Origin of the sequence: Gordonia liuliyuniae, assembly GCF_021739025.1 — a bacterium.
Lineage (GTDB): Bacteria > Actinomycetota > Actinomycetes > Mycobacteriales > Mycobacteriaceae > Gordonia > Gordonia liuliyuniae.
The window spans coordinates 63,502-84,524 of sequence record NZ_JAKKOT010000004.1; the positions used below are offsets into that span (position 1 = coordinate 63,502).

Genomic DNA, 21,023 nt, shown 5'->3' on the forward strand with positions numbered 1-21,023 from the left:
CCGCCGATGAGTCCACCGCCGATGACTCCACCGCTGATCACGCCGCTGACGGTGCAGGTGGCGCAGGCGCGCCCGCAGATTCTGCGCAGCGCGCCGGCGTCGCTCGGCCGCACCCCGGAGAACGACGTGGTGGTCAACCACCCACTGGTCTCGCGCACCCATCTGGCGTTCGAGTTCGTCGACGGCGCGTGGTGGATCGTCGACCGGGGCAGCACCAACGGCTTCTACGTCGACGGCGTCCGGTCACAATCGGTACGCGTCGACCGACAGTTGCGAATCCGGTTGGGCGACGGTGGGACGGGGCCACTCGTCGAGGTGGTCAATCACACGCCTGCGCCGCCTGCCTCGGGGACGCCGCCGGTTCAGGTGCAGCAGTCGGTTCAGGGACAGCCGCCGGTGCAGAACCACCGACCTGGGCGGGCGCCGAGAACGGCTCCGACTCCCGCGCAGGCGCCACCCGGCGGCTACCGGCAGGCACCGCCTCGGTTCGGCGCTCTGCCCGACGCGCCGCACCTGGCGGCGTTGCACCAGAACGCGTCGGCCGTGTACGAGGTGCCCGGCGATCTCCGGGGCCGCGAACAGATCCCGGTCAGCGGTGTGAAGACGATCGGTCGCACCCCGGACAACGACATCGTCGTCAGCGATGTTCTCGCGTCCCGCCACCACGCACGTCTGACGTCGACGGCGCAGGGCTTGCTGCTCGACGACCTGCGCAGCGTCAACGGCACGTTCGTCAACGGCCATCGCGTCGCGTCGCAGCGACTGTCGGAGAACGACGTCGTCACGATCGGCAACTCGGACTTCGTGGTGGCGCACGGGACCCTGACCCGTGGTCGCCCGCAGGCTCAGGTCTCGGGCGGTCTCGACGTCAGCGGCATCGGCTTCACGGTCGACGACAAGACGCTGTTGAACGACATCTCATTCAACGCAGCGCCCGGCACCCTCACCGCCATCATCGGTCCGTCCGGAGCGGGCAAGTCGACCGTCTCGAAGATCGCCGCGGGCCTGACCAGTCCGACGGTCGGCGTCGTCGACTTCGAGGGGCGCAACGTCCATAGCGAGTACGAGGCGCTGCGCTCCCGAATCGGCATGGTTCCCCAGGACGATGTGCTGCACCACAAACTGACGCTGCGTCAGGCTCTGCGGTACGCGGCGGAACTGCGGCTGCCGAAGGACTTGTCGACGGCCGACCGCGACGAGGTGATCGACGGCGTCCTCTCCGAACTCCAACTGGCCGAGCACGTCGACACGCGCGTGGACAAACTGTCCGGTGGTCAGCGCAAACGTGCATCCGTCGCGATGGAGCTGCTGACCGGCCCGTCGCTGCTGATCCTCGACGAGCCGACGTCGGGCCTGGATCCGGCACTCGACCAGCAGGTGATGCGGACGTTGCGCAGGCTGGCCGACGCCGGCCGTGTGGTCCTGGTGGTCACCCACTCGCTGACCTACCTCAGTCTCTGCGACCAGGTGCTGCTGTTGGCGCCGGGCGGGAAGACCGCGTTCTGCGGAGCGCCGGGAGACGTCGCCGCCGAAATGGGCACAACCGACTGGGCCGAGATCTTCGCTCAGGTCGCCGAACAACCGGACCGGGCGTGGGTCAGGTATCGGACGCGACATCCGCACAGCGCTCCGCCGCCGGCTCGAGCCCCGTCGGGGCAGCCGCCGAAAGCCGTGCACGCCAGCATCGTTCGTCAACTGAGCACCATCGGACGACGACAGGTGCGGCTGATCCTCGCCGACCGCGGGTACCTGGCGGTGCTCGTCCTGATGCCGGTGGTGCTCGGACTGCTCGTCCTGGTGGTCCCAGGTGACAAAGGGTTCACCCGCCCCGACATGAAAGGGCCCGCGCCGAGCGATGTGGGCGAAGCACTCCAGATCCTCACCGTGCTGGTGATCGGTGCCGCGTTCATGGGCACCGCGCTCGCCGTGCGCGACCTGGTCGCTGAACGCAGCATCTTCGAACGCGAGCGTGCCGTCGGCTTGCGGCCCGCGGCATATCTCGCGGCCAAGGTCGTCGTGTTCTGCGTGGTGGCGACTCTGCAGACGGCAGTCATGGTCGGCCTCACCTACGGGTTGCGCGCGATGCCGACCGCCGATGCGTCGACCGAGCCGGGCACCGCCTATCCGATGCTCCCGCCCGCGGTGACGTTGTTCCTCGCCGTCGCCACCGTCGCGTGGGTCGGCGTGCTCGTCGGTCTCGCGATCTCGGCAGCGGTCCGCTCCAGCGAACAGACGATGCCGCCGCTGGTCATCGTGATCATGGTGCAGTTGGTCCTGTCCGGCGGCGTCATCGCGATCAGCTCGGCCGTCGTCCAGCCGTTCACGTGGCTGCTGCCGACCTACTGGGCTTTCGCGAACGCCGCGCAGGCGGTCAACGTCCCGTACATCGCACCCGACGTGTCCCAGGTGAACCCGGTGGATCGCACGGCACGTGACGATCCGATTATGTATCCGTTGTGGGAGCCGTCGACGATCCACGCGGCGATCTCGTATGGTGCGCTCGCGGCGATCGGAGTGGTGCTGGCGGCATTCGTCTACTGGCGACTACGTCTCCGCAAGCACTGATCGTCTTCCCCTTTCACTATAACGGGGGGACGGGGCCTTGCGGCAAGGGCCCGCGGCGGGTGCACAATGGTGCCTCCGCACCGCGAAAGGGACCTGTGACCAGCACTGTCTTCAACCTCTCCGCCGCTTCCCCGTCGAAGTCCGACCCCGCAGTGATCGGCTGCGACGAGTCGGCGTTCGCCGCCGTACGACGCCGAGTCGACGAGCAGACCGCCGAGACGACGGCCGAACTCGACGCCGTCCGCAGGACGACGGATCTGCGTGGGGCGGGCGGCGTGGAACGCGACCTGGAAGTGCGTCGCCTCGAGAGGCGCCTGCGCCGGCTGTCCCGCCTCGGCACCGACCTGATCCTCGGGCGGATCACCACGACCGACGGGGAGTCGACGTACATCGGTCGGATCGGCGTGGCCGACGCCGACGGCACGACGCTCCTCGTCGACTGGCGGACCCCAGACGCCGCCCCCTTCTTCGCCGCGACCCTCGCCGACCCGCAGGGGCTGGTGAGCCGTCGTCACTACCGGTGGTCGCCCAACCACGAGGGGCACTACAGCGTGGTCGTCGACTACTGGGACGAGTGGTTCGGCGTCGGCGACGACGCACCGGTGGGCGCCCTCGACGCGCAGTCGTCGTTCCTCGCCGGGCTGGCGGCGAGCCGCTCGTCGACGATGACATCTGTGCTCGGAACCATTGCGGGCGATCAGGACGCAGCGATCCGTGCGCCGTCACGCGGCCCCCTGGTGGTCGACGGGGGACCGGGCACCGGAAAGACCGTCGTCGCACTGCACCGCGCCGCGTACCTCGTGTACGCCGACCCGCGGTTGCAGGGCGGTCGGGGACGCATCCTGTTCGTCGGACCGCACCGGCCCTACCTCGCGTATATCGCCGACGTGCTCCCGAGCCTCGGCGAGGAAGGAGTCGCCACCTGCACGCTCGCCGACATGGTGGCCGAAGGACAGCATGCGGCCTGCGAACCCGATCCGCAGCTGGCCGCGCTCAAGGCGACCGTGGACATGGTCGCGGCGATCGAGCCCGCCGTGCGCTTCTACGAGGAACCGCCGAGCGAGGGCACACACATCGAGACCGAGTACGGCGACGTGTGGGTGAGCGTCACCGACTGGGCCGACGCCCTCGGCGCGGCCGAGCCGGGGGTGCCGCACAACGAAGCGCGCACGGACGTGTGGGAAGCCCTCCTCGACATCGTCGCGGACGGTGAGGGCGACGACTCCGGACAGATGCGCGCCGCGCTGGCGGCCGACCGGGAACTCGCCGCCGCATTCGGCAAAGTGTGGCCGATGATCGAAGCAGACGACCTCGTGTCGGACCTGTGGACCGTCCCCGCGTACCTCCGACACTGTGCCCCGCATCTCACCGACGCCCAGGTCGCGGCGTTGCAACGCTCGGATGCGACAGCGTGGACCGACGCCGACCTGCCGCTCCTGGACGCGGCGCGCAGACGCCTCGGCGATTCCGGTTCCGCCCGCCGCGAGGCCCGCAACCGAGCCGCCGCAGCTGAGCGCAAACGCACGATGGACACCGTCGTCGACGACCTCATCGCGTCATCGGATGACGGTGAGGCCCTCGTGTCGATGCTGCGGGCCGAAGACATCCGCGGTGTCATCGTCGATGATGCGGGAGCCGAGCACCCGGAGCCGGACGCGTTCGCCGGACCCTTCGCCCACATCGTCGTGGACGAGGCACAGGAGTTGACGGACGCGCAATGGCGGATGCTCGTCGATCGTTGCCCATCGCGCAGCTTCACGGTGGTCGGCGATCGCGCGCAGGCTCGGGACGGCTTCACCGAGAGTTGGACGCAGCGACTGCAGCGCGTCGGCGCGGGGGAACCCCGGCTGAGCACGCTCACCGTCAACTACCGCACCCCGGAAGAGATCATGAGAGTGGCGTCGCCGGTCATCCGGCAGGCGCTGCCCGACGCGAACGTCCCGACGTCGGTCCGGTCGAGCGGGATCCCAGTGACCTGCGGCGACCTCGTCGATCTCCGATCGACGGTCGACGACTGGCTGCGCGAGCACGCCGACGGCACGGTCTGCGTCGTCGGCGCGCCCGGATTCGAAGCCGGGCCGCGCGTGGCGTCCCTGACCCCGGCTCTCGCGAAGGGCCTGGAGTTCGACCTCGTCGTGCTCGCGGACCCACACCAGTTCGGCTCCGACGTCGCCGGAGCTGTCGACCGATACGTGGCGATGACCCGATCGACACGAGCGCTCGTCGTCCTGACGACCGAGTAGTCTCAGTCCATGCGGATTCGGACAGTCGTCGTGGCGGTCATGGCAGTCGTGGTCTCGCTGGCCGCGGGAAGTGTCGCGGCAGGGCAGGCGGTCGCCGCGCCGCCCGCTCGCATCCTCGGCGCGCCGATGGCAGCGGGCACTGGCGGACTGGCTCCGGAACTCGCCGTCGCCTACACGCTCGCACGTCGTGACGCGCAGCGGGCGGGCGTCCCCATGCACATCACATCGGGCAAACGGTCCCGCGCCGAGCAGAACCAGTTGTGGCAGCAGGGGATCCGGGACTTCGGCAGCGCCGCGCAGGCCCGCCGGTGGGTGTTGCCGCCGCACGAGTCCACCCACGTCACGGGTCACGCGATCGACGTCGGGCCGCGCGCAGGCGCCGCATGGCTGCAGCGCAACGGCAACCGGTACGGCCTGTGCCGCTCGTTCGACAACGAATGGTGGCACTTCGAGTTCCTAACCTTCCCGGGCACCCCGTGCCCGCCGAGAATCCCCGACGCGAGCCATCGGCGCTAGTGCCGAGTTCGGTGTGTCACTAGCCGATTCGACTCCAGTGGGTCACGATGGATGCGTGGCAGACAACGAGGGGGCTGCGACCGTCGGGTCGATGACCGACGACGGGCGCCGATATCTGACTTATGAGGAGTTCGGCCGACGGTTCTTCGAAGTCGCCGTCACCGAGACGCGGATCGGGACGGCGTTCGCGGCGGTTGCGGGCGAACAGTTCCAGGTCGGCCCGATGGTCGTGGGCCCGGCCGGAGTGGCGAAAGTCCGCGCGGACGTCGAGATCGCCGAACCCGAGATTCTGCGGACGGTCGGCGACATGATCACGTTCACCGTCAAACTGCCGTTACGAATCGCGCTCCTCGTCGACTTGAAGGTCGACCGGATCCGGTACGACGTCGAAGGCCTCGTGACGTTGCCACTCACGGTGCGCTGCGCCGAACCGCTGCAACTGCGGATCGAAGTACAACCGCCCAAGCCTCGCGACGTGATCGTCGACGTCTCCTCCTACAACATGCGCGGATCGATCATTCGCAACCTGGCGCAGGTCGACGACGAGATCCGACGGGTCATCGCCCGCTTCGTCGCAGACGAAGTCGACAAACCGGAGATCAAACAGGCGCGACTCATCGAGGTCGACGTCGAACTCGGCAAAGCATTCGAAGCCATCTGACGCGAGCAGCAACACACCACGACACGCAGGAGGTAGCAGTGAGCGCACACGGCAGCAGCGAGAACGACAGCTATGTGAAACCGAACCAACCGTACGAACGCGATACCCGCTACATCGAGACACGGATCACCCGTGACGGCGCCGACGGCTACCCGGTCGAGGCAGGCCGGTATCGGCTCGTCGTCTCCTACGCGTGTCCGTGGGCCAACCGGACCATCATCGTCCGCCGGCTGCTGGGGCTGGAGGGCGCGATCAGCATGGGAGTGTGCGGACCGACCCACGACAAGCGGTCGTGGACGTTCGACCTCGACCCCGGCGCAGTGGACCCGGTGCTGGGCATCTCGCATCTGCAGGAGGCGTATTTCGCTCGGATTCCCGGATACGAGAAGGGCATCACCGTTCCGGCGATCGTCGACGTCCCGTCCGGCGCGGTCGTGACGAACAACTTCCCGCAGATCACCCTCGACTTCGAACAGGAGTGGGTCGACTTTCATCGGGCCGGAGCCCCCGACCTGTATCCCGCCGACTTGCGCGCTGAGATCGACGAAGTGAACGCCCACGTCTATCGCGACGTGAACAACGGGGTCTACCGCTGCGGCTTCGCCGGGTCCCAGGAGTCGTACGACGCCGCGTACGACCAGTTGTTCGCCCGCTTGGACTGGCTCAGCGAACGACTCAAAGACCAGCGCTACCTCGTCGGCGACACCATCACCGAAGCCGACGTCCGCCTGTACACGACGCTCGCGCGCTTCGATCCGGTCTACCACGGGCACTTCAAGTGCAATCGGGAGAAGCTGTCGGAGATGCCGGTGCTGTGGGCGTACGCCCGCGACCTGTATCAGACGCCGGGGTTCGGCGATTCGACGAACTTCGCGCACATCAAGAGCCACTACTACGAGGTCCACCGGGACATCAATCCGTCCGGCATCGTCCCGAAGGGGCCCGATCTCGCGAACTGGACCACCCCGCACGGCCGGGAGCAACTGGGCGGTTCCCCATTCGGAAAGGGAACCGCCCCGGCTGCATTGTAGAGATTCTCGGGTTGTAGGGAGCGTGCCCTCAGCGCGTCGACGCCGATTGTGCGGGGACGGCCGTCTCGACGGCGCCGCGCTCCGACTTCTTCTTGACCGCCGGGATCAGCAGAGTGATGGCGACACCGACGAACGCGGCGATCGCGCCGACGAGGAAGCATGTCTCGAACGCCGAATGCGACGGGACCGCGATGCCGCCGTGGCTGACGGTCGCGCTCGTCATGATCACCGCCATGATGGCCGACGAGGTCGTCGTGCCGACCGAACGCATGAGGCCGTTGAGACCGACCGCCGCACCCGCCTCGGTGATCGGGACGGAGCCCATGATGAGGGTCGGCATCGCGGCGTAGCCGATTCCGACACCGGCGGAGGCGACGAGCGAGGCGAGTGCGAGCTGCCACGGTGCGTTCATCAGGACGAACCCGCACAGGTAGCCGAGGCCGAGGACCGTGGCGCCGATCGCGAGTGTGAACTTGGCCCCGATCGAGTTCATCAGGTAGCCCGAGACCGGCGCGAACACCATCATCATCAAGCCGCCGGGCGCCATCCACAGGCCCGCGTGCAGGATCGACTGACCCATGCCCCCGACCTCCTCAGGGAGTTCCATGAGCATCGGGATGACGACGGCCTGCGCCATCATGCCGAAGCCGATCGCGACCGCGGCGATGTTCGTCAGCAGGACCGACGGGCGAGCCGAGGTCCGCAGGTCAACGAGCGGGCTCGCGGTGCGGAGTTCGAAGAGGCCCCAGAGGATCAGGACAGCGAAACCGCCGAGGAGGAAGCCGAGCGTCGTGCCCGAAGTCCAGCCCCAGTCGTTGCCCTTCGTGACGGCGACCAGTGCGCTCGACAGGCCGATGGCCAGACCGATCGCTCCGGTGAAGTCGAATCGTCCGCCGACGGCGTCCTGCACGGCGGGGACGGCGAAGAACACCAGCGCGACGACGACCAGAGCCAACACCACCGAGACCCAGAACAGCATGTGCCAGTCGAACGACTCCGCGATGAACGCCGACAGTGGCATGCCGATGGCCCCGCCGACACCCAGCGTCGCGCTCATCGCCGACACTGCGAACGCCGTCATCTTGGGTGGGGTCACCTCGCGCATCAAGCTGATGCCGACCGGGATGAAGCCCATCGCCAGGCCCTGCAGGGCGCGGCCGGCGATCACCGGAATCAGCGACGACGACACGGCCGGAATCAGTGAGCCGATCGCGAGGAGCAACGCGCTGTACAGGAGGATGCGGCGCTTGCCGAACATGTCGCCGAGGCGGCCCGCGACCGGCATGGCAACCGCGCCACCGAGCAGGGTGGCTGTGATGATCCATGATGCGTTGCTCACGGACGTGCCCAGCAACTCCGGCAGCTGCGGCTGGATCGGGACGATCAGCGTCTGCATGAGTGACGCGACCAGGCCGCCGAGACAGAGCACGATGACGGTGACCATCGGCGAGCCGGTGGTTCGGTCCGGCGTCGGAAGCGTCATAGGCTCGTCAGCGTGGTTTTCCGATGACATTCGGTGTGATTCCTTCAGTAGTCAGACGGTGCACGAGTCAGACGGTGCACGACGTGTGCGTATGGACGCTACATATGTATGATGCATAATCAAAATCGGGCGCTGTGGAATACTCGCTCGGCGAGTCGCATCACAGGGCGTCGAACCCGCTCGAAAGGAGCCGATCGCGTGCACTCGGAATCGGACGATCCCGTTCTGTCGTCGCCGTTGTATCGGGGCCTCGTCGACGAGCTGCTTCGGCTTCGTCGACGCCGTAACACAGTCGACGAGGGTGCGGTCCTCGATGTGTCCGCGTTCTCTATCCTCTGGCTGTTCGACGACGGTCGGGCGCGGACCCTACGTGACCTGGCCGGCGAACTGTGCCTGGAGCAGTCGACGGTGAACCGGCAGGTCAACACTGCCGTGAAGCACGGCTACATCGAGCGATTCGAGGTTCCGGGGCAGGTCAGCCGCCTGTATCGCCCGACGGATGCGGGCCGCGCGGCCTACCTGCATGACGGACTCAGGCGTGCTCGTCGGCTCGAAGTGATCTTCGCCGACCTCGCACCCGGGACCCCGGAAGGGCTGTTGAAGGAACTGAAGGCCTACAACGACGCCTCCGACAGGCATGCCGACGACGAACTCTGACGATCGGGTGCGTCGTCGAAGTGGCACGCCCAACGCTGTTCACCACGTGAGGCCTTGTGCCGTTGAGATCAGTCGGCCCATCGCTCCGTGAGGGCACATTGCCGGAACAGGTTGGTGAGCGTACTGATCTCAGCACCGCCCCCGGGCGAGAGGCACTACGCTGTAGCAGAAGTGCTCAGACAAGTAGAGAGGTTGGGCGATGGTTGAGCGTGTGCAGAGGATGCCGCTGGCCGATCAGGCCGCCGCGCTGCTGCTCGATCGGATTCGCGACGGAGAGTGGAAGCTCGGCGCCAAGCTGCCCGGGGAGACGACACTTGCGCCGCAGTTGGGCGTCGGCAGATCCACTGTGCGTGAGGCCATTCGGCAGCTCGCCGGTCGGGGAGTGGTGACCACCCGGCAGGGCGCAGGCGTGTTCGTCGCGGCTCTCGACGCGCCACCGGATCGGGCGGAGACGGTGCGTCGTGCATCGATCATCACGGTCATCGAAGCGCGTATCGCAGTCGAGACCGAAGCCGCGTCTCTCGCAGCGCGGCGGCGGACACCCGCCCAACTCCGTGCGATCCGCAAAGCGCTCGTCGCGCGCGCGGGCGCCGTCGAATCGGTGCCCGCATACGTCGATGCCGATCTCGACTTCCACCGCGCGATCGTCGTTGCCGCCGCGAATGAGATCCTCACTGACCTGTTCGACCTGTCCACACCGCGTATGCGAGAGGCGATGATCGACATGCTCGCGATCCGTGGCGAGTACGGCGGCGCAGCCGACCAGGATGCGCACGCAGAACTAGTCGAGGCCGTGGCAGACCGCAGACCGGACGCCGCCTCCCAGGCCAGCCGTACGCACCTCACCGATCTGAAGGAGACACTCGCATGACCGACGACGTCTTGCGGCTCGACGCCGTCACCTTCCGCCGCAACGGGCGGGAGATCCTGCACGGGATCGATCTGACCGTTCGCTCGGGCGAGCATTGGACATTGCTTGGACCAAACGGTGCAGGTAAGACGACGATCGTGGGATTCTGTGCGGCACAGACGCATCCGACCACCGGCACGGTCGACGTGCTCGGTAGACGACTCGGCCGCGTCGACATGCAGGCACTGCGTCGGCACATCGGACACGTCAATCCTCGGCATCCGTTGCGGTCGCCGCTGTCGGTGCTCGACATTGTCCTCACCGGGTTCACCGGCACCATCGACACCGCGATGCGGTGGGAGCCGAGTGCGGCGCAGCTCGACCGCGCCCGGGCGGTGATCGCCGAAGTCGGCCTGACCGACGGCATCGACTACCGGTGGCCCGACATGTCGCAGGGTGAGCGCGGCCGCGCACTCGTCGCGCGCGCGCTGGCCCCCGAACCGGAGCTGTTGCTGCTCGACGAGCCGACGACGGGGCTCGACGTCGCCGCCCGCGAACAGCTACTCGAAACCATCGACTCTCTCGCGCACACATCGCCCGAGGTCGCGTCGATCCTGGTGACCCACCACCTCGAGGAACTGCCCGAGACGACCAGTCACGCGATGGTGATCGCCCACGGCGCCGTCGTTGCTTCCGGACTCGTCCACGACGTCGTGACCACCGACGTCATCAGCGACGCATTCGAGCACCCGATCGCCGTCGGACACCAGGACGGGCGCTGGAGTGCCAGGGCGATCAAGCGAACGGCTCCAGCAACACCTTGATCGCCTCCCGCGCGTCCGTCGCCCGGTCGCCGAGTGTGCGCCGAGACCGCTCGCCATCTCGTGAATCGCCGCGGCCGCACGCGGCGGGAATATGTCGCGAGTCGGCGAGGTTGCACAGTCTGGACTGATGATCGACCGGGTTCGGCGGCGAGGGAGAGCACACGGGTGACGAGGCGGCGAAGTAGCGGACCGACGATGTTCGCGTCTCTCGCTGAACCGAACTTCCGCACCTATGTGACCGGTGCGTTCGTCTCCAACATCGGCACCTGGGTGCAGCGCGTCGCCCAGGACTGGCTGGTACTGCAACTGTCCGGAAACTCGCCGGTCGCCGTCGGTATCACCACAGCCCTCCAGTTCTTGCCCGCGCTGCTGCTCTCGCCCGTCGGTGGCCTGCTCGCCGACCGCTTCGACAAGCGCAGACTCTTGATGTTCACCCAGTCGTGGATGGCGGTCTCGTCGCTGATCCTCGGCCTGCTCGCCGTGACCGGGTCGGCCGCGACCGTGCACGTGTACGTGCTCGCGTTCGTGTTCGGCATGGGGTCGGCGCTTGACGTCCCGGCCCGTCAAGCATTCGTCTCGGAGATGGTCGGCGCCGAACGCCTCACCAATGCGATCGGCCTCAACAGTTCGGCGTTCAACGCCGCCCGTCTCATCGGTCCCGGCGTGGCAGGCCTGATCATCGCGGCGTTCGGCAGCGGCTGGGCGATCCTCACCAACGGCGTCAGCTATCTCGCGTTCCTCCTCGCGCTGGCACTCCTCGACGAGGCGAGACTCGTCCGCAGCGAGCCGCTGCCGCGCGCGAAAGGCCAGCTGCGCGAAGGTTTCCGATATGTCACGCAACGATCCGACCTGGTCGTCGCACTCGGTGTCGGATTCGCGGTCGGCACGTGGGGCATGAACTTCCAGATGACCAACGTCCTGATGGCGCGCAACGAGTTCGGTCTCGGGGCCACCGCGTACGGCGTGCTCGGTTCGGTGATGGGCATCGGATCGCTGGTGGGTGCTCTGCTCGCTGCCCGCCGCAAGGCGGCACCCAGCCTGCGGTTCGTGGTGGCGTCCGCGTCGGTGTTCGCCGTCTTCCTCGGCATCTCCGGGCTCGCGCCGACCGCGTACGTCTACGCCGTCTGCCTGCCGCTGCTCGGGCTCTCCGCGCTCATCACGCTCACCGCCACCAACATGTACGTGCAGACCAACGTCGACGCGCAGGTCCGCGGCCGGGTCATGGCGCTCTACATGACGCTGCTCATGGGTGGCACACCGATCGGATCGCCGCTGCTCGGTCTGCTCGCCGATCACTTCGGGCCGCGCGCCCCGATGGTCGGCGGAGCGCTATTGCAGGCGGCGACCATCGTCCTCGTCGTGCTGGTCGTCCGGACGGTCATCGCTCGACGAGGCGATGACGGACCTCAGGCCCCGATGACCCCTCAGGCCCCGATGACCCCTCAGGCCCCGATGACGCCGTCGGCCCCGATGACGCCGTCGGCGACCAGTCGCTCGGACGCCGCCGCGTCGTAACCGAGTTCGGCGAGTAGCGACCGACTGTGTGCGCCGAGTGCAGGCACGTCGCCCATCGGGAGTTCGACGTCGGCGAACCCCATCGGCGGCAGAAGTCCCTGTACCGGGCCGATGGGTGTCTGCACGGTGCGCCAACGGTCCCGTGCGGACAGCTGCGGATGGTTCACCAGCCCGGCGATGTCGTTGACGACCGCGGACGGCACTCCTGCCGCATCGAGACGGGCGGCGAGGTCGGTCCCGGCGAACCGGGCGGTCTCCGCCGCGACCGCGTCGTCGCATTCCGTGCGGTGCGCGACCCGGTCGGTGTTCGACGCGAACCGCGGATCGTCGGCGACGTCGGGTCGGCCGAGGACCTCGGCCATCAGCGACCGCCAGCCGCGATCGTTCTGCACGCCGATCAGCAGGCGGCCGTCGGCCGTCGGGTACGCGTCGTACGGCACGATGCTGGCGTGCCCGAGACCGTGCCGCGCAACCTGGCGGCCGGTGTGCATCTGGATGTACATGGGATGCCCGATCCACTCAGCGGTCGCGTCGAACATCGATACGTTGAGCACCGCGCCGCGCCCGGTCCGCGCCTGCCGGAACAAGGCGGCGAGGATCGATTGCGCGAGGTAGAGGCCCGCGGCGATGTCCGACGACGGCACCCCGGTCTTGCTTGCGGTGGCCGGCGTCCCGGTCAGTGAGACCAGTCCCGTCTCGGCTTGGATCAGGAGGTCGTACGCCTTCCGGTCCCGGTAGGGGCCGTCGTCGCCGTACCCGGTGATGCTCGCCGCGATCAATGTCGGGTCGGCAGCCGCCAGCGCGTCGGGATCCAGGCCCAGTCGGGCGGCTGCTCCGGGCGCCGAGTTCTGTACGAAGACGTCTGCGGACTCGACGAGCCTGCGCGCGACCGCGACGCCGTCGGGGGACTTGAGGTCGAGCGCGATCGACTCCTTGCCGCGATTGAGCCACACGAAATGGCTGGCCATGCCGTCGACGGCGCGATCGTAGTTGCGCGCGAAGTCGCCTTCGCCGATCCGCTCCAGCTTGATGACGCGAGCGCCCAAGTCGGCCAGGTGCCGGGTCGCCAGGGGCGCGGCGACGGCCTGCTCCAGTGCGACGACCGTCACGCCGTCGAGAGGAAGGTCGGTCACTGCGCTGCTCCCATCCGCTGATCCTGGGACCCGCTGCCCCGATGACCTGTTGACGATAGCTGGCCGGGTTCCCCGTCGCTCCGGTCGACGGGTGACTTCGGTAGCCTGCATCCGGTGACCACAACTGTGCCCGTCGAGTCCGTCAACGCCCGCATCGCCCACGAGCTCGGAGTGAGCGAGAGCCGCGTCGCCGCCGCGGTGGCCCTGCTCGACGACGGTTCGACCGTTCCGTTCATCGCGCGATACCGCAAGGAGGCCACCGGCAGCCTCGACGACGCGCAACTGCGCCTGCTCGACGAACGACTCCGGTATCTGCGGGAACTCGACGAGCGGCGTGCCGCGGTCATTGCATCCATCGACGAACAGGGAAAGCTCACCGACACGCTGCGTGCGTCCCTGCTGGCCGCGGACACCAAGGCCCGCGTCGAAGACATCTACCTGCCGTACAAGCAGAAACGTCGCACCAAGGCGCAGATCGCTCGCGAGGCCGGTCTCGAGCCCCTCGCCGACGCGCTGCTCGCCGACCCGTCGCTCACCCCGGAAGACGCTGCCGTCGCCTACGTGAACGGCGACGTCGCCGACGCGGCGAGCGCACTCGACGGTGCGCGGCACATCCTGATCGAGCGCGCATCCGTTGACGCCGAACTCGTCGGCGCCGTCCGCACCCGTTTCTGGGCGGAAGGTCGTGTCTGCACCGCGGTACGCACCGGGGCCGAGCAGAACCAGGCCGCGCAGAAATTCCGGGACTACTTCGAGTTCTCCGAATCCCTCGATGCCATGCCGTCGCACCGTGTGCTCGCGGTGTTGCGCGGCGAGAAAGAGGAGGCCCTCACCCTGACGTTCGACGGCGGTGACGACGAGCCGTACCAGACGCTGGTCGCGCAGACCCTCGGCGTCGACCGTTCGGGACCGGGCGCAGCGACCGCGTGGCTCGGCGCGACCGTACGCTGGGCGTGGCGCACCAAACTGATGATCACCGCGACGATCGAGGCACGGATGCGGCTGCGGCAGCGTGCCGAGGAGCAGGCGGTCGCCGTCTTCGCGACCAACCTGAAGGACCTGCTGTTAGCGGCGCCCGCCGGGACACGGTCCACGCTCGGTCTCGACCCTGGCTTCCGCACCGGGGTGAAGGTCGCCGTGGTCGACGCGACCGGCAAGGTCGTCGACACCGGCACCGTCTACCCGCATCAGCCCGCGAAGAAGTGGGATCGGGCGAAAGCCGAGTTGGCCGCGATGGTCGCTCGCCACGATGTGGAGCTGATCGCCATCGGTAACGGCACCGCGTCCCGCGAGACCGATGCGCTCGCTGCTGAACTCGTCGCCGATATCGCGAAGGCAGGGGCGAAGCCTCCGGCGAAGGCAGTGGTCAGCGAGGCGGGGGCGTCGGTGTACTCGGCGTCCGAGTACGCGTCGCAGGAGTTGCCCGACCTGGACGTGTCCATCCGCGGGGCGGTGTCCATCGCGCGCCGTCTGCAGGATCCGCTCGCCGAACTGGTCAAGATCGATCCCAAGTCGATCGGTGTCGGGCAGTACCAGCACGATGTGGCCCCCGCGACACTCGCGCGAAGCCTGGACGCGGTCGTCGAAGACGCGGTCAATGCGGTCGGTGTCGACCTCAACACGGCGTCGGCTCCGCTGCTGGCGCGGGTGTCCGGTGTGACGCCTGGCCTCGCGACCGCGATCGTCGCGCACCGCGACCAGGTCGGCGCGTTCGACAGTCGGCGCGGGCTGCTCGACGTTCCCCGGCTCGGGCCGAAAGCGTTCGAACAGTGTGCGGGCTTCCTGCGTATCCGCGGCGGCGGCGATCCGCTCGACGCGTCCGGTGTCCACCCGGAGGCGTACCCGGTGGTCCGCCGGATCCTCGACGGCGCGGGACGCGGACTCGACGACCTGATCGGGGATACGGCGACCCTGCGCGGTCTGACGCCGGAAGCGTTCGCCGACGACCGGTTCGGCGTGCCGACGGTCACCGACATCATCGGCGAACTGGAGAAGCCGGGCCGCGACCCACGCCCCGCATTCGAGACGGCGACCTTCGCGTCCGGTGTCGAGAAGGTCTCCGACCTGAAGCCCGGGATGGTGCTCGAAGGCGTCGTCACGAACGTCGCGGCGTTCGGTGCGTTCGTCGACGTCGGCGTGCACCAGGACGGGCTCGTCCACGTCTCGGCGATGTCCGACTCGTTCGTATCCGACCCGCACGACGTCGTCCGGTCAGGGCAGGTGGTCGGGGTGAAGGTGATGGAGGTCGACGTGGACCGACAGCGCATCGGGCTATCCCTGCGGCTGAACGACGAACCGGGTGACAGGCATCAGCCCAGGGGGCAGAAGCACAGCGGTCAGAAACACAGCGGTCCGAAGCACAGCGGTCAGAAGCCCAATGGTGAGAAGCCCAATGGTGAGAAGCCGGGCGGCGACAAGCGTTCGGGGAATAGGCGATCGGGCAGTCGGGGCTCGGCAGACCGGAACGATCGGGGGCGCCGACGCGAGGAAACGCCGGCCGGCGGGTCGATGGCGCAAGCATTGCGGGACGCAGGCTTCGGGCGCTGACATTTCCGGCAGGCGCCAGCTTTGACCTACCGGTGAAGTGTCCGATTCAGGTCAAACCGTGGCAGTTCCTCTAGCCTCGCACTAGGGTCATGGCGGTGAAGAAGTCGCTGCTCAATGTCACTGTCAATTCACCTGATGCGTTGAGGCTGGCCCGCTGGTGGGCAGATGCGCTCGACGGCGAGATCCTGGCCGAGAACGAGGGCTGGTTCGTAATCGTCTCCCTCGGCGAGGGAAGGCCCGGACTCGCGTTTCAGAAGGTAGAATCGGTCTCTTCGGGCAGCCGCCTCCACCTGGACTTCGGCGTCGACGACATGAATGCGGCGGTCGAGGGACTCGTGGCGGCGGGAGCGACGCTCATCGCCGAGCGTTCGATGCCGGGCGTCACCTGGACCACCCTCGCCGACCCCGATGGAAACGAGTTCTGCGTGGCCGAACACGGTTGACAGTAGGAGAGAGATGAGATTCACCCGGTTCGCGTCGCTCGTCGCTGCGGCGACGACAGGGATGGTCTTGGTCGCGGGGTGCGGCGGCGACGACAGTTCCACGGCGTCGTCGTCGACGTCCTCGTCGTCGTGCGCTGGAGGTGTGGGCGAGTACTTCTCGGCGACCACCAATGCGGGGGAGCCAGAGATCCGTATCCCCGAGCTCTCCGGGTGGACTCGGATCTCTGACTTCGAGAGCGAGGTCGCCCGGCTCACCGTGGCCGATCCGTCGCTGACGACCGACGGATACACGGCGAACGTGGTGGTGTCGATCGAGAAGTCGTCGATGTCTGGCGACGCCGAGTTCGATCGCCAGATGCAGGGACTCGACAAGTCGGCGGTCGCGGGAAGCGTGACGCGGCACGACACCGCGAGCACGTGTGGCTATCCGAGCATGCTGGTCGACTACCAACTCCAGACGCCGACTCAGGACCAGATCGTCAGCACCGCGACATCGCTCGTCGTGAGTGTGCCGGGCGAACCCACGTCGACCACCGTGCTCGTGACGGTCCAGACCGCGAATCCGGACGATGCGACGTATCTCGACGCGAAGCAGAAGATTCTCAACGGAGTCCGGGTAGCCGCGTAATCCGATCGGCCCGGCGGCCGAGGACCAGCGGGAAATTCAATCGACCCGGGAAATTCATTCGACCCTGGAAAATCATTCGACCCGGGAAATTCATTCGACGACGCCGGCGAAGCGACCTAACGTTCTGGATATGAGTACTCCGACCGTGCGATCTGCGCGTGTGCGCGGACGCACGTTCGCACACATCCTGGTCAACACTGCGCTCGCCAATCTCACCACCAGCTACCTGTGGTTCGCCCTCACGTTCTGGTTGTATCTGGAGACCCGCAACGTGATAGCGACGGGCGTGATCGGCGGCGGATACATGCTGTTCATCGCGGCGTCGAGCATCGGTTTCGGCACGCTTGTCGACCGATTCCGGAAGCTTTCGGTGATGCGCGGGTCGGCGGCGTTCACCCTCGGCATGTTCTCGCTCGCGGCCGTCGTCTTCGCTGTGATGCCGAACGACGCGTCGGCGACGCTGTCGTCGCCGTGGCTGTGGCTCTTCGCGGTGATCGTCTTGGCGGGCGCGGTCGTCGAGAACATGCGGTCGGTCGCGTTGTCGACGACGGTCACGATCCTGGTCGACGCGGACCGCAGAGCGAACGCCAACGGATGGGTGGGCGCCGTCCAGGGTCTGTCGTTCATGGTGACCAGCGTGTTCTCCGGCTTGTCGATCGGCTTCTTCGGCATGGGTTGGACCATTGTCATCGCGCTCGTGCTCGTGATGGTCGGTCTCGTCGACCTGCTGGTGATCTCCCTGCCCGAGGAGCGGGAGCCTGCCGCGTCCGACGCGCAGGGAACCTTCGACCTTCGCGGTGCGCTGCGGGCGGTACATCTGGTGCCCGGGCTCTTCGCGTTGATCCTGTTCTCGACGTTCAACAATTTCGTCGGCGGCGTTCACATGGCACTCCTCGACCCGTACGGGCTGGAGTTGTTCTCCGTCCAGATGTGGGGCGTCGTGTTCGCGTTCGGGGCGACGGGATTCATGGTCGGCGGCGCACTGATCGGCCGATTCGGGCTTGGGGCGAACCCGATGCGCACCATGCTGATCGCGGTCATGGTGACCGGGGTTCTCGGAGCCGTGATCGGGCTTCGGGCGTGGCCTTGGTTGCTGGTCGCCGGAGTGTGGCTGTTCATGGTGGTCATGCCTGCCGTCGAAGCGGCCGAGCAGACCGTCATCCAACGCGTCGTCCCGCTGCCGCAGCAGGGCCGCGTGTTCGGATTCGCCGGAGCCTTCGAAGCCGCAGCGGCACCGGTCACCGCGTTCCTCGTCGCGCCGGTCGCTGAGCATATCGTGATCCCATGGGCCGACGGCGAAGGGGCGGCAGCGGTCGAGCCGGTGTTCGGGTCCGGCCCCGGGCGCGGACTCGCGCTGATCTTCGCGATCGCGGGCGTCGTCACGATCGTCGCGGCACTGGCAGCGTTCACGACCCCGGTCTATCGCGCGGTGTCCGCGGAGTACTCGGCCGTGGCGGCCGAGGAGTATGCGCCCGAGGACGGCTCTGGAGAACAGCCCCGGGACGGGGCTACATGTCCTCCGACGACACCAGACGACGCCGTGCCGACAGGAGGGTGACCTCCGGGCGCGACGCCGCGTGGCGCTCGAGCCCGTCCAGGACCTCGGTGACGTGGGACGCGTCGGCGCTGACCACGGCGACCCCGACCCCTGCCCGACGGTGAAGCTCGCGGTGACCGGTCTCGGCGACGGAGACATCGTACTTGCGACGGATCTCGGCGACGATCGGTCGGATCACCGACCGTTTCTCCTTGAGGGAGTGAACGTCGCCGAGGAGGAAATCGAATTCTAGGATGCCGATCCACATGGATCGTTCACGTTACATCAGTCGAAGCCCGGCGGGGTAGAGGCGCTGTGCGAGAGCACGTTTGCAGTCGACGTTCGCGCGGACCTCGTCGACGCTGAAGCCGCCTGCCGTTGGGCGGTCGGGCACCGCGGTGATCGTGCCGGCGAGCGTCGTCCATCGGGATCCGACATCCACGAGCGCCTGGTGCTTGGTCGCGTAGTAGTCGGGACTCGCCGAGATCGCGACCCCCGATGCGCCGCCCGCGGCGGCGAGCATATGCGGGTGGTAGCGCGTGGAGAGCCACGTGCCGCCTGGAGGGAGCCCGTCGTGCCATGCGGAGCGGAACGGAATGATCCGGGCGCCGTCGAGGCGGTCGGAGAGCATCGTCGGGATCGTGTAGTCGTGTCCGGGAATGCATTCGACGACGCTCACCTGGGAGCCGGGCACGTCCCATTCGTCGAGAACGGTCCGGACGAACGACGCCAGCGCGTCGACCCCGGTCCGGCCGTCCCACGCGAAGCGTTCGGTCAGATCGCTCTGGGCGCACAGCACGACGCCGTCGTCGGTCGCCGACTGCGATGTCGGAATCCGAGGTGAGAGCCACGCGTCGTCGCCGGTGCGCGCGAGGCCCGGCGCGTCGGCGAGCAGCGCCGCGGTCGGTTCGTCGCGCACGTCGAAGACGTCGAACCGGGCGGCCGCGTCGAGCATCGCGACGTGTGCGGGACCGTCCACCGTCGGTGTGAGTCCTGCGCCGGTCGCGACGGCCCGCGCCCCCGTCTTCTCCGCCACGGCGGCGATGGCCGGGATCAGCCACCTGTGGTGCGGCCACATCGCATTGATGTATCCGCCGCCGACGAGGTGGATCGTGCCTGCCTGCAGCAGCATGTCGACGCCCGCGTCGTCACGCGGAGACACGCCGAGATGACTGGCCGCCTTCGCCACCCACTCCCACGGCGCATCCGGGTCGACCTCGGCCGGGTCGTCGCTGTTCGCGTAGTGCACGAACTGCCACAGGGTGTCGACGAACACGGCGCGTTTGTTCGCGTGTCGCAACAGGAGAGCTGCGTGGCCGGGCCTCGGCGAGTCGACGACCACGCGGGCCATCGGGCGGCGGATCGCGAGATGCCGCAACCAGGCCTCGGTGATGAGTTCGTCACCGTAGTTCGGGAACCCCGAGGTGGTGACGAGATACACGACGTCGGACGAGTCGACGCGACGTCGGACTCGTCCGCTCATCCGGCGCACGTCGGCGAGCGTGGACGGTACAACAGACATGGCGTGTTCGCTTCCCTGACGGTCCGGTCAGTGCTCGGTGTCGCCGAGGAGCGACGCCACATGGTCGGGAACGAACTTCGACAGCGACCGCGGCGGCCGATGGTAGTTGCCCGACTCGACGGGGTGCTTGGGCAGCTTCACGCGCTCGCGTTCGACGTGCTCGTACTCGATCGTCGACAGCAGGTGCGCGATCATGTTGAGGCGCGCGTTGCGCTTGTGGTCGGACTCGACGACATACCAGGGGCTCGACGAGGTGTCCGTGTGGACCATCATCTCGTCCTTCGCGCGGGAATAGTCTTCCCAACGGTAGACCGATTCGAGGTCCATCGGGCTCAGCTTCCACTGGCGGACAGGGTCGTCGCGGCGCGCCCGGAACCGTCGCAGCTGCTCTTCATCGGACACCGAGAACCAGTACTTGCGCAGGAGGATGCCGTCGTCGATGAGCATCTGCTCGAAGATCGGTGTCTGCCGGAGGAACCGCGTGTGCTCCTCTGGTGTGCAGAATCCCATGACCTTCTCGACACCCGCCCGGTTGTACCAGGACCGGTCGAACAGGACGATCTCGCCGCGCGTCGGCAGATGCTCCACGTACCGCTGGTAATACCACTGGCCGCGTTGCCGATCGGTCGGTGCGGGCAGCGCCGACACATGGCACACGCGCGGGCTCAGGAACTCGGTGATCCGCTTGATCGCTCCGCCCTTGCCTGCTGCGTCGCGGCCCTCGAAGATGACGACGACGCGTGCACCCGTCTCGCGCACCCACTCCTGTAAAGCGACCAGTTCGGTCTGCAGACGGAACAGTTCGGCCTCGTAGACGTCCTTGGCGAGCTTCGGTTCGCCGCCCGACTTCTTACCCATGGCGCACAAG

The 21,023-nt window shown here is 67.7% G+C and carries 18 protein-coding genes; 13 read left to right on the top strand and 5 right to left on the bottom strand.

Annotation, left to right across the window (positions count from 1 at the left end; genetic code table 11):
- Positions 1-21: 21 nt before the first annotated feature.
- From L5G28_RS09530 to L5G28_RS09550, 5 genes are all read left to right on the top strand, one after another.
- On the top strand, positions 22-2,565 hold the full coding sequence (locus tag L5G28_RS09530) for an FHA domain-containing protein (RefSeq protein WP_372477210.1): 2,544 nt from the start codon (positions 22-24) through the stop codon (positions 2,563-2,565).
- 95 nt (positions 2,566-2,660) lie between these two features.
- A complete protein-coding gene (helR, locus tag L5G28_RS09535) occupies positions 2,661-4,808 on the top strand; it encodes an RNA polymerase recycling motor ATPase HelR (protein WP_237001335.1) in 2,148 nt (715 codons plus the stop codon).
- A gap of 9 nt (positions 4,809-4,817) precedes the next feature.
- The gene (locus L5G28_RS09540) at positions 4,818-5,324 is read left to right on the top strand and encodes a M15 family metallopeptidase (protein WP_237001336.1); all 507 of its coding nucleotides are present in this window, start codon (positions 4,818-4,820) and stop codon (positions 5,322-5,324) included.
- Between the two features lie 91 nt (positions 5,325-5,415).
- Positions 5,416-5,985: a hypothetical protein gene (locus L5G28_RS09545; protein WP_237001556.1), complete on the top strand. Its 570-nt coding sequence runs from the start codon at positions 5,416-5,418 to the stop codon at positions 5,983-5,985.
- 38 nt (positions 5,986-6,023) lie between these two features.
- The gene (locus tag L5G28_RS09550; protein WP_237001337.1) at positions 6,024-7,016 is read left to right on the top strand and encodes a glutathione S-transferase family protein; all 993 of its coding nucleotides are present in this window, start codon (positions 6,024-6,026) and stop codon (positions 7,014-7,016) included.
- A gap of 28 nt (positions 7,017-7,044) precedes the next feature.
- Here L5G28_RS09550 and L5G28_RS09555 read toward each other — a convergent pair whose 3' ends face one another.
- Complete coding sequence (locus tag L5G28_RS09555; protein WP_237001338.1) at positions 7,045-8,499, bottom strand: MFS transporter; 1,455 nt, start codon at positions 8,497-8,499, stop codon at positions 7,045-7,047.
- A gap of 198 nt (positions 8,500-8,697) precedes the next feature.
- Here L5G28_RS09555 and L5G28_RS09560 point away from each other — a divergent pair, with 198 nt between their 5' ends.
- The 4 genes from L5G28_RS09560 to L5G28_RS09575 all read left to right on the top strand — a co-directional run bounded on the left by L5G28_RS09560 (position 8,698) and on the right by L5G28_RS09575 (position 12,345).
- On the top strand, positions 8,698-9,156 hold the full coding sequence (locus tag L5G28_RS09560) for a winged helix DNA-binding protein (RefSeq protein ID WP_237001339.1): 459 nt from the start codon (positions 8,698-8,700) through the stop codon (positions 9,154-9,156).
- A gap of 199 nt (positions 9,157-9,355) precedes the next feature.
- Positions 9,356-10,027, top strand: coding sequence for a FadR/GntR family transcriptional regulator (locus tag L5G28_RS09565; RefSeq protein WP_237001340.1), 672 nt, complete (start codon positions 9,356-9,358; stop codon positions 10,025-10,027).
- Positions 10,024-10,830: an ABC transporter ATP-binding protein gene (locus tag L5G28_RS09570; protein WP_237001341.1), complete on the top strand. Its 807-nt coding sequence runs from the start codon at positions 10,024-10,026 to the stop codon at positions 10,828-10,830. The genes L5G28_RS09565 and L5G28_RS09570 overlap by 4 nt, the downstream gene beginning before the upstream one ends.
- A gap of 195 nt (positions 10,831-11,025) precedes the next feature.
- The gene (locus tag L5G28_RS09575; protein ID WP_372477204.1) at positions 11,026-12,345 is read left to right on the top strand and encodes an MFS transporter; all 1,320 of its coding nucleotides are present in this window, start codon (positions 11,026-11,028) and stop codon (positions 12,343-12,345) included.
- Here the strand turns inward: L5G28_RS09575 and L5G28_RS09580 are convergent.
- Positions 12,273-13,478, bottom strand: coding sequence for a CaiB/BaiF CoA transferase family protein (locus tag L5G28_RS09580; protein WP_237001343.1), 1,206 nt, complete (start codon positions 13,476-13,478; stop codon positions 12,273-12,275). The genes L5G28_RS09575 and L5G28_RS09580 overlap by 73 nt on opposite strands.
- A 114-nt stretch (positions 13,479-13,592) precedes the next feature.
- Here L5G28_RS09580 and L5G28_RS09585 point away from each other — a divergent pair, with 114 nt between their 5' ends.
- The 4 genes from L5G28_RS09585 (at position 13,593) to L5G28_RS09600 (ending at position 18,654) form a co-directional block, all read left to right on the top strand.
- Positions 13,593-16,025: a Tex family protein gene (locus L5G28_RS09585; protein WP_237001344.1), complete on the top strand. Its 2,433-nt coding sequence runs from the start codon at positions 13,593-13,595 to the stop codon at positions 16,023-16,025.
- 89 nt (positions 16,026-16,114) lie between these two features.
- Positions 16,115-16,468, top strand: coding sequence for a VOC family protein (locus tag L5G28_RS09590; RefSeq protein ID WP_265742505.1), 354 nt, complete (start codon positions 16,115-16,117; stop codon positions 16,466-16,468).
- 13 nt (positions 16,469-16,481) lie between these two features.
- Positions 16,482-17,096 (top strand): hypothetical protein, encoded by a 615-nt coding sequence (locus L5G28_RS09595; RefSeq protein ID WP_237001345.1) that lies wholly within the window; start codon positions 16,482-16,484, stop codon positions 17,094-17,096.
- Between the two features lie 130 nt (positions 17,097-17,226).
- A complete protein-coding gene (locus L5G28_RS09600; RefSeq protein ID WP_237001346.1) occupies positions 17,227-18,654 on the top strand; it encodes an MFS transporter in 1,428 nt (475 codons plus the stop codon).
- Here L5G28_RS09600 and L5G28_RS09605 read toward each other — a convergent pair.
- The 3 genes from L5G28_RS09605 to ppk2 are packed head-to-tail and all read right to left on the bottom strand — an operon-like array spanning position 18,605 to position 21,013.
- Positions 18,605-18,901, bottom strand: coding sequence for a DUF503 domain-containing protein (locus L5G28_RS09605; RefSeq protein ID WP_237001347.1), 297 nt, complete (start codon positions 18,899-18,901; stop codon positions 18,605-18,607). The genes L5G28_RS09600 and L5G28_RS09605 overlap by 50 nt on opposite strands.
- Before the next feature lie 12 nt (positions 18,902-18,913).
- Positions 18,914-20,155 carry a polysaccharide pyruvyl transferase family protein gene (locus tag L5G28_RS09610; protein WP_237001348.1) on the bottom strand — a complete coding sequence of 414 codons (1,242 nt, stop codon included), beginning with the start codon at positions 20,153-20,155 and terminating at the stop codon, positions 18,914-18,916.
- A gap of 27 nt (positions 20,156-20,182) precedes the next feature.
- Positions 20,183-21,013 (bottom strand): polyphosphate kinase 2, encoded by an 831-nt coding sequence (gene ppk2 / locus L5G28_RS09615; protein ID WP_237001349.1) that lies wholly within the window; start codon positions 21,011-21,013, stop codon positions 20,183-20,185.
- Positions 21,014-21,023 lie beyond the last annotated feature (10 nt).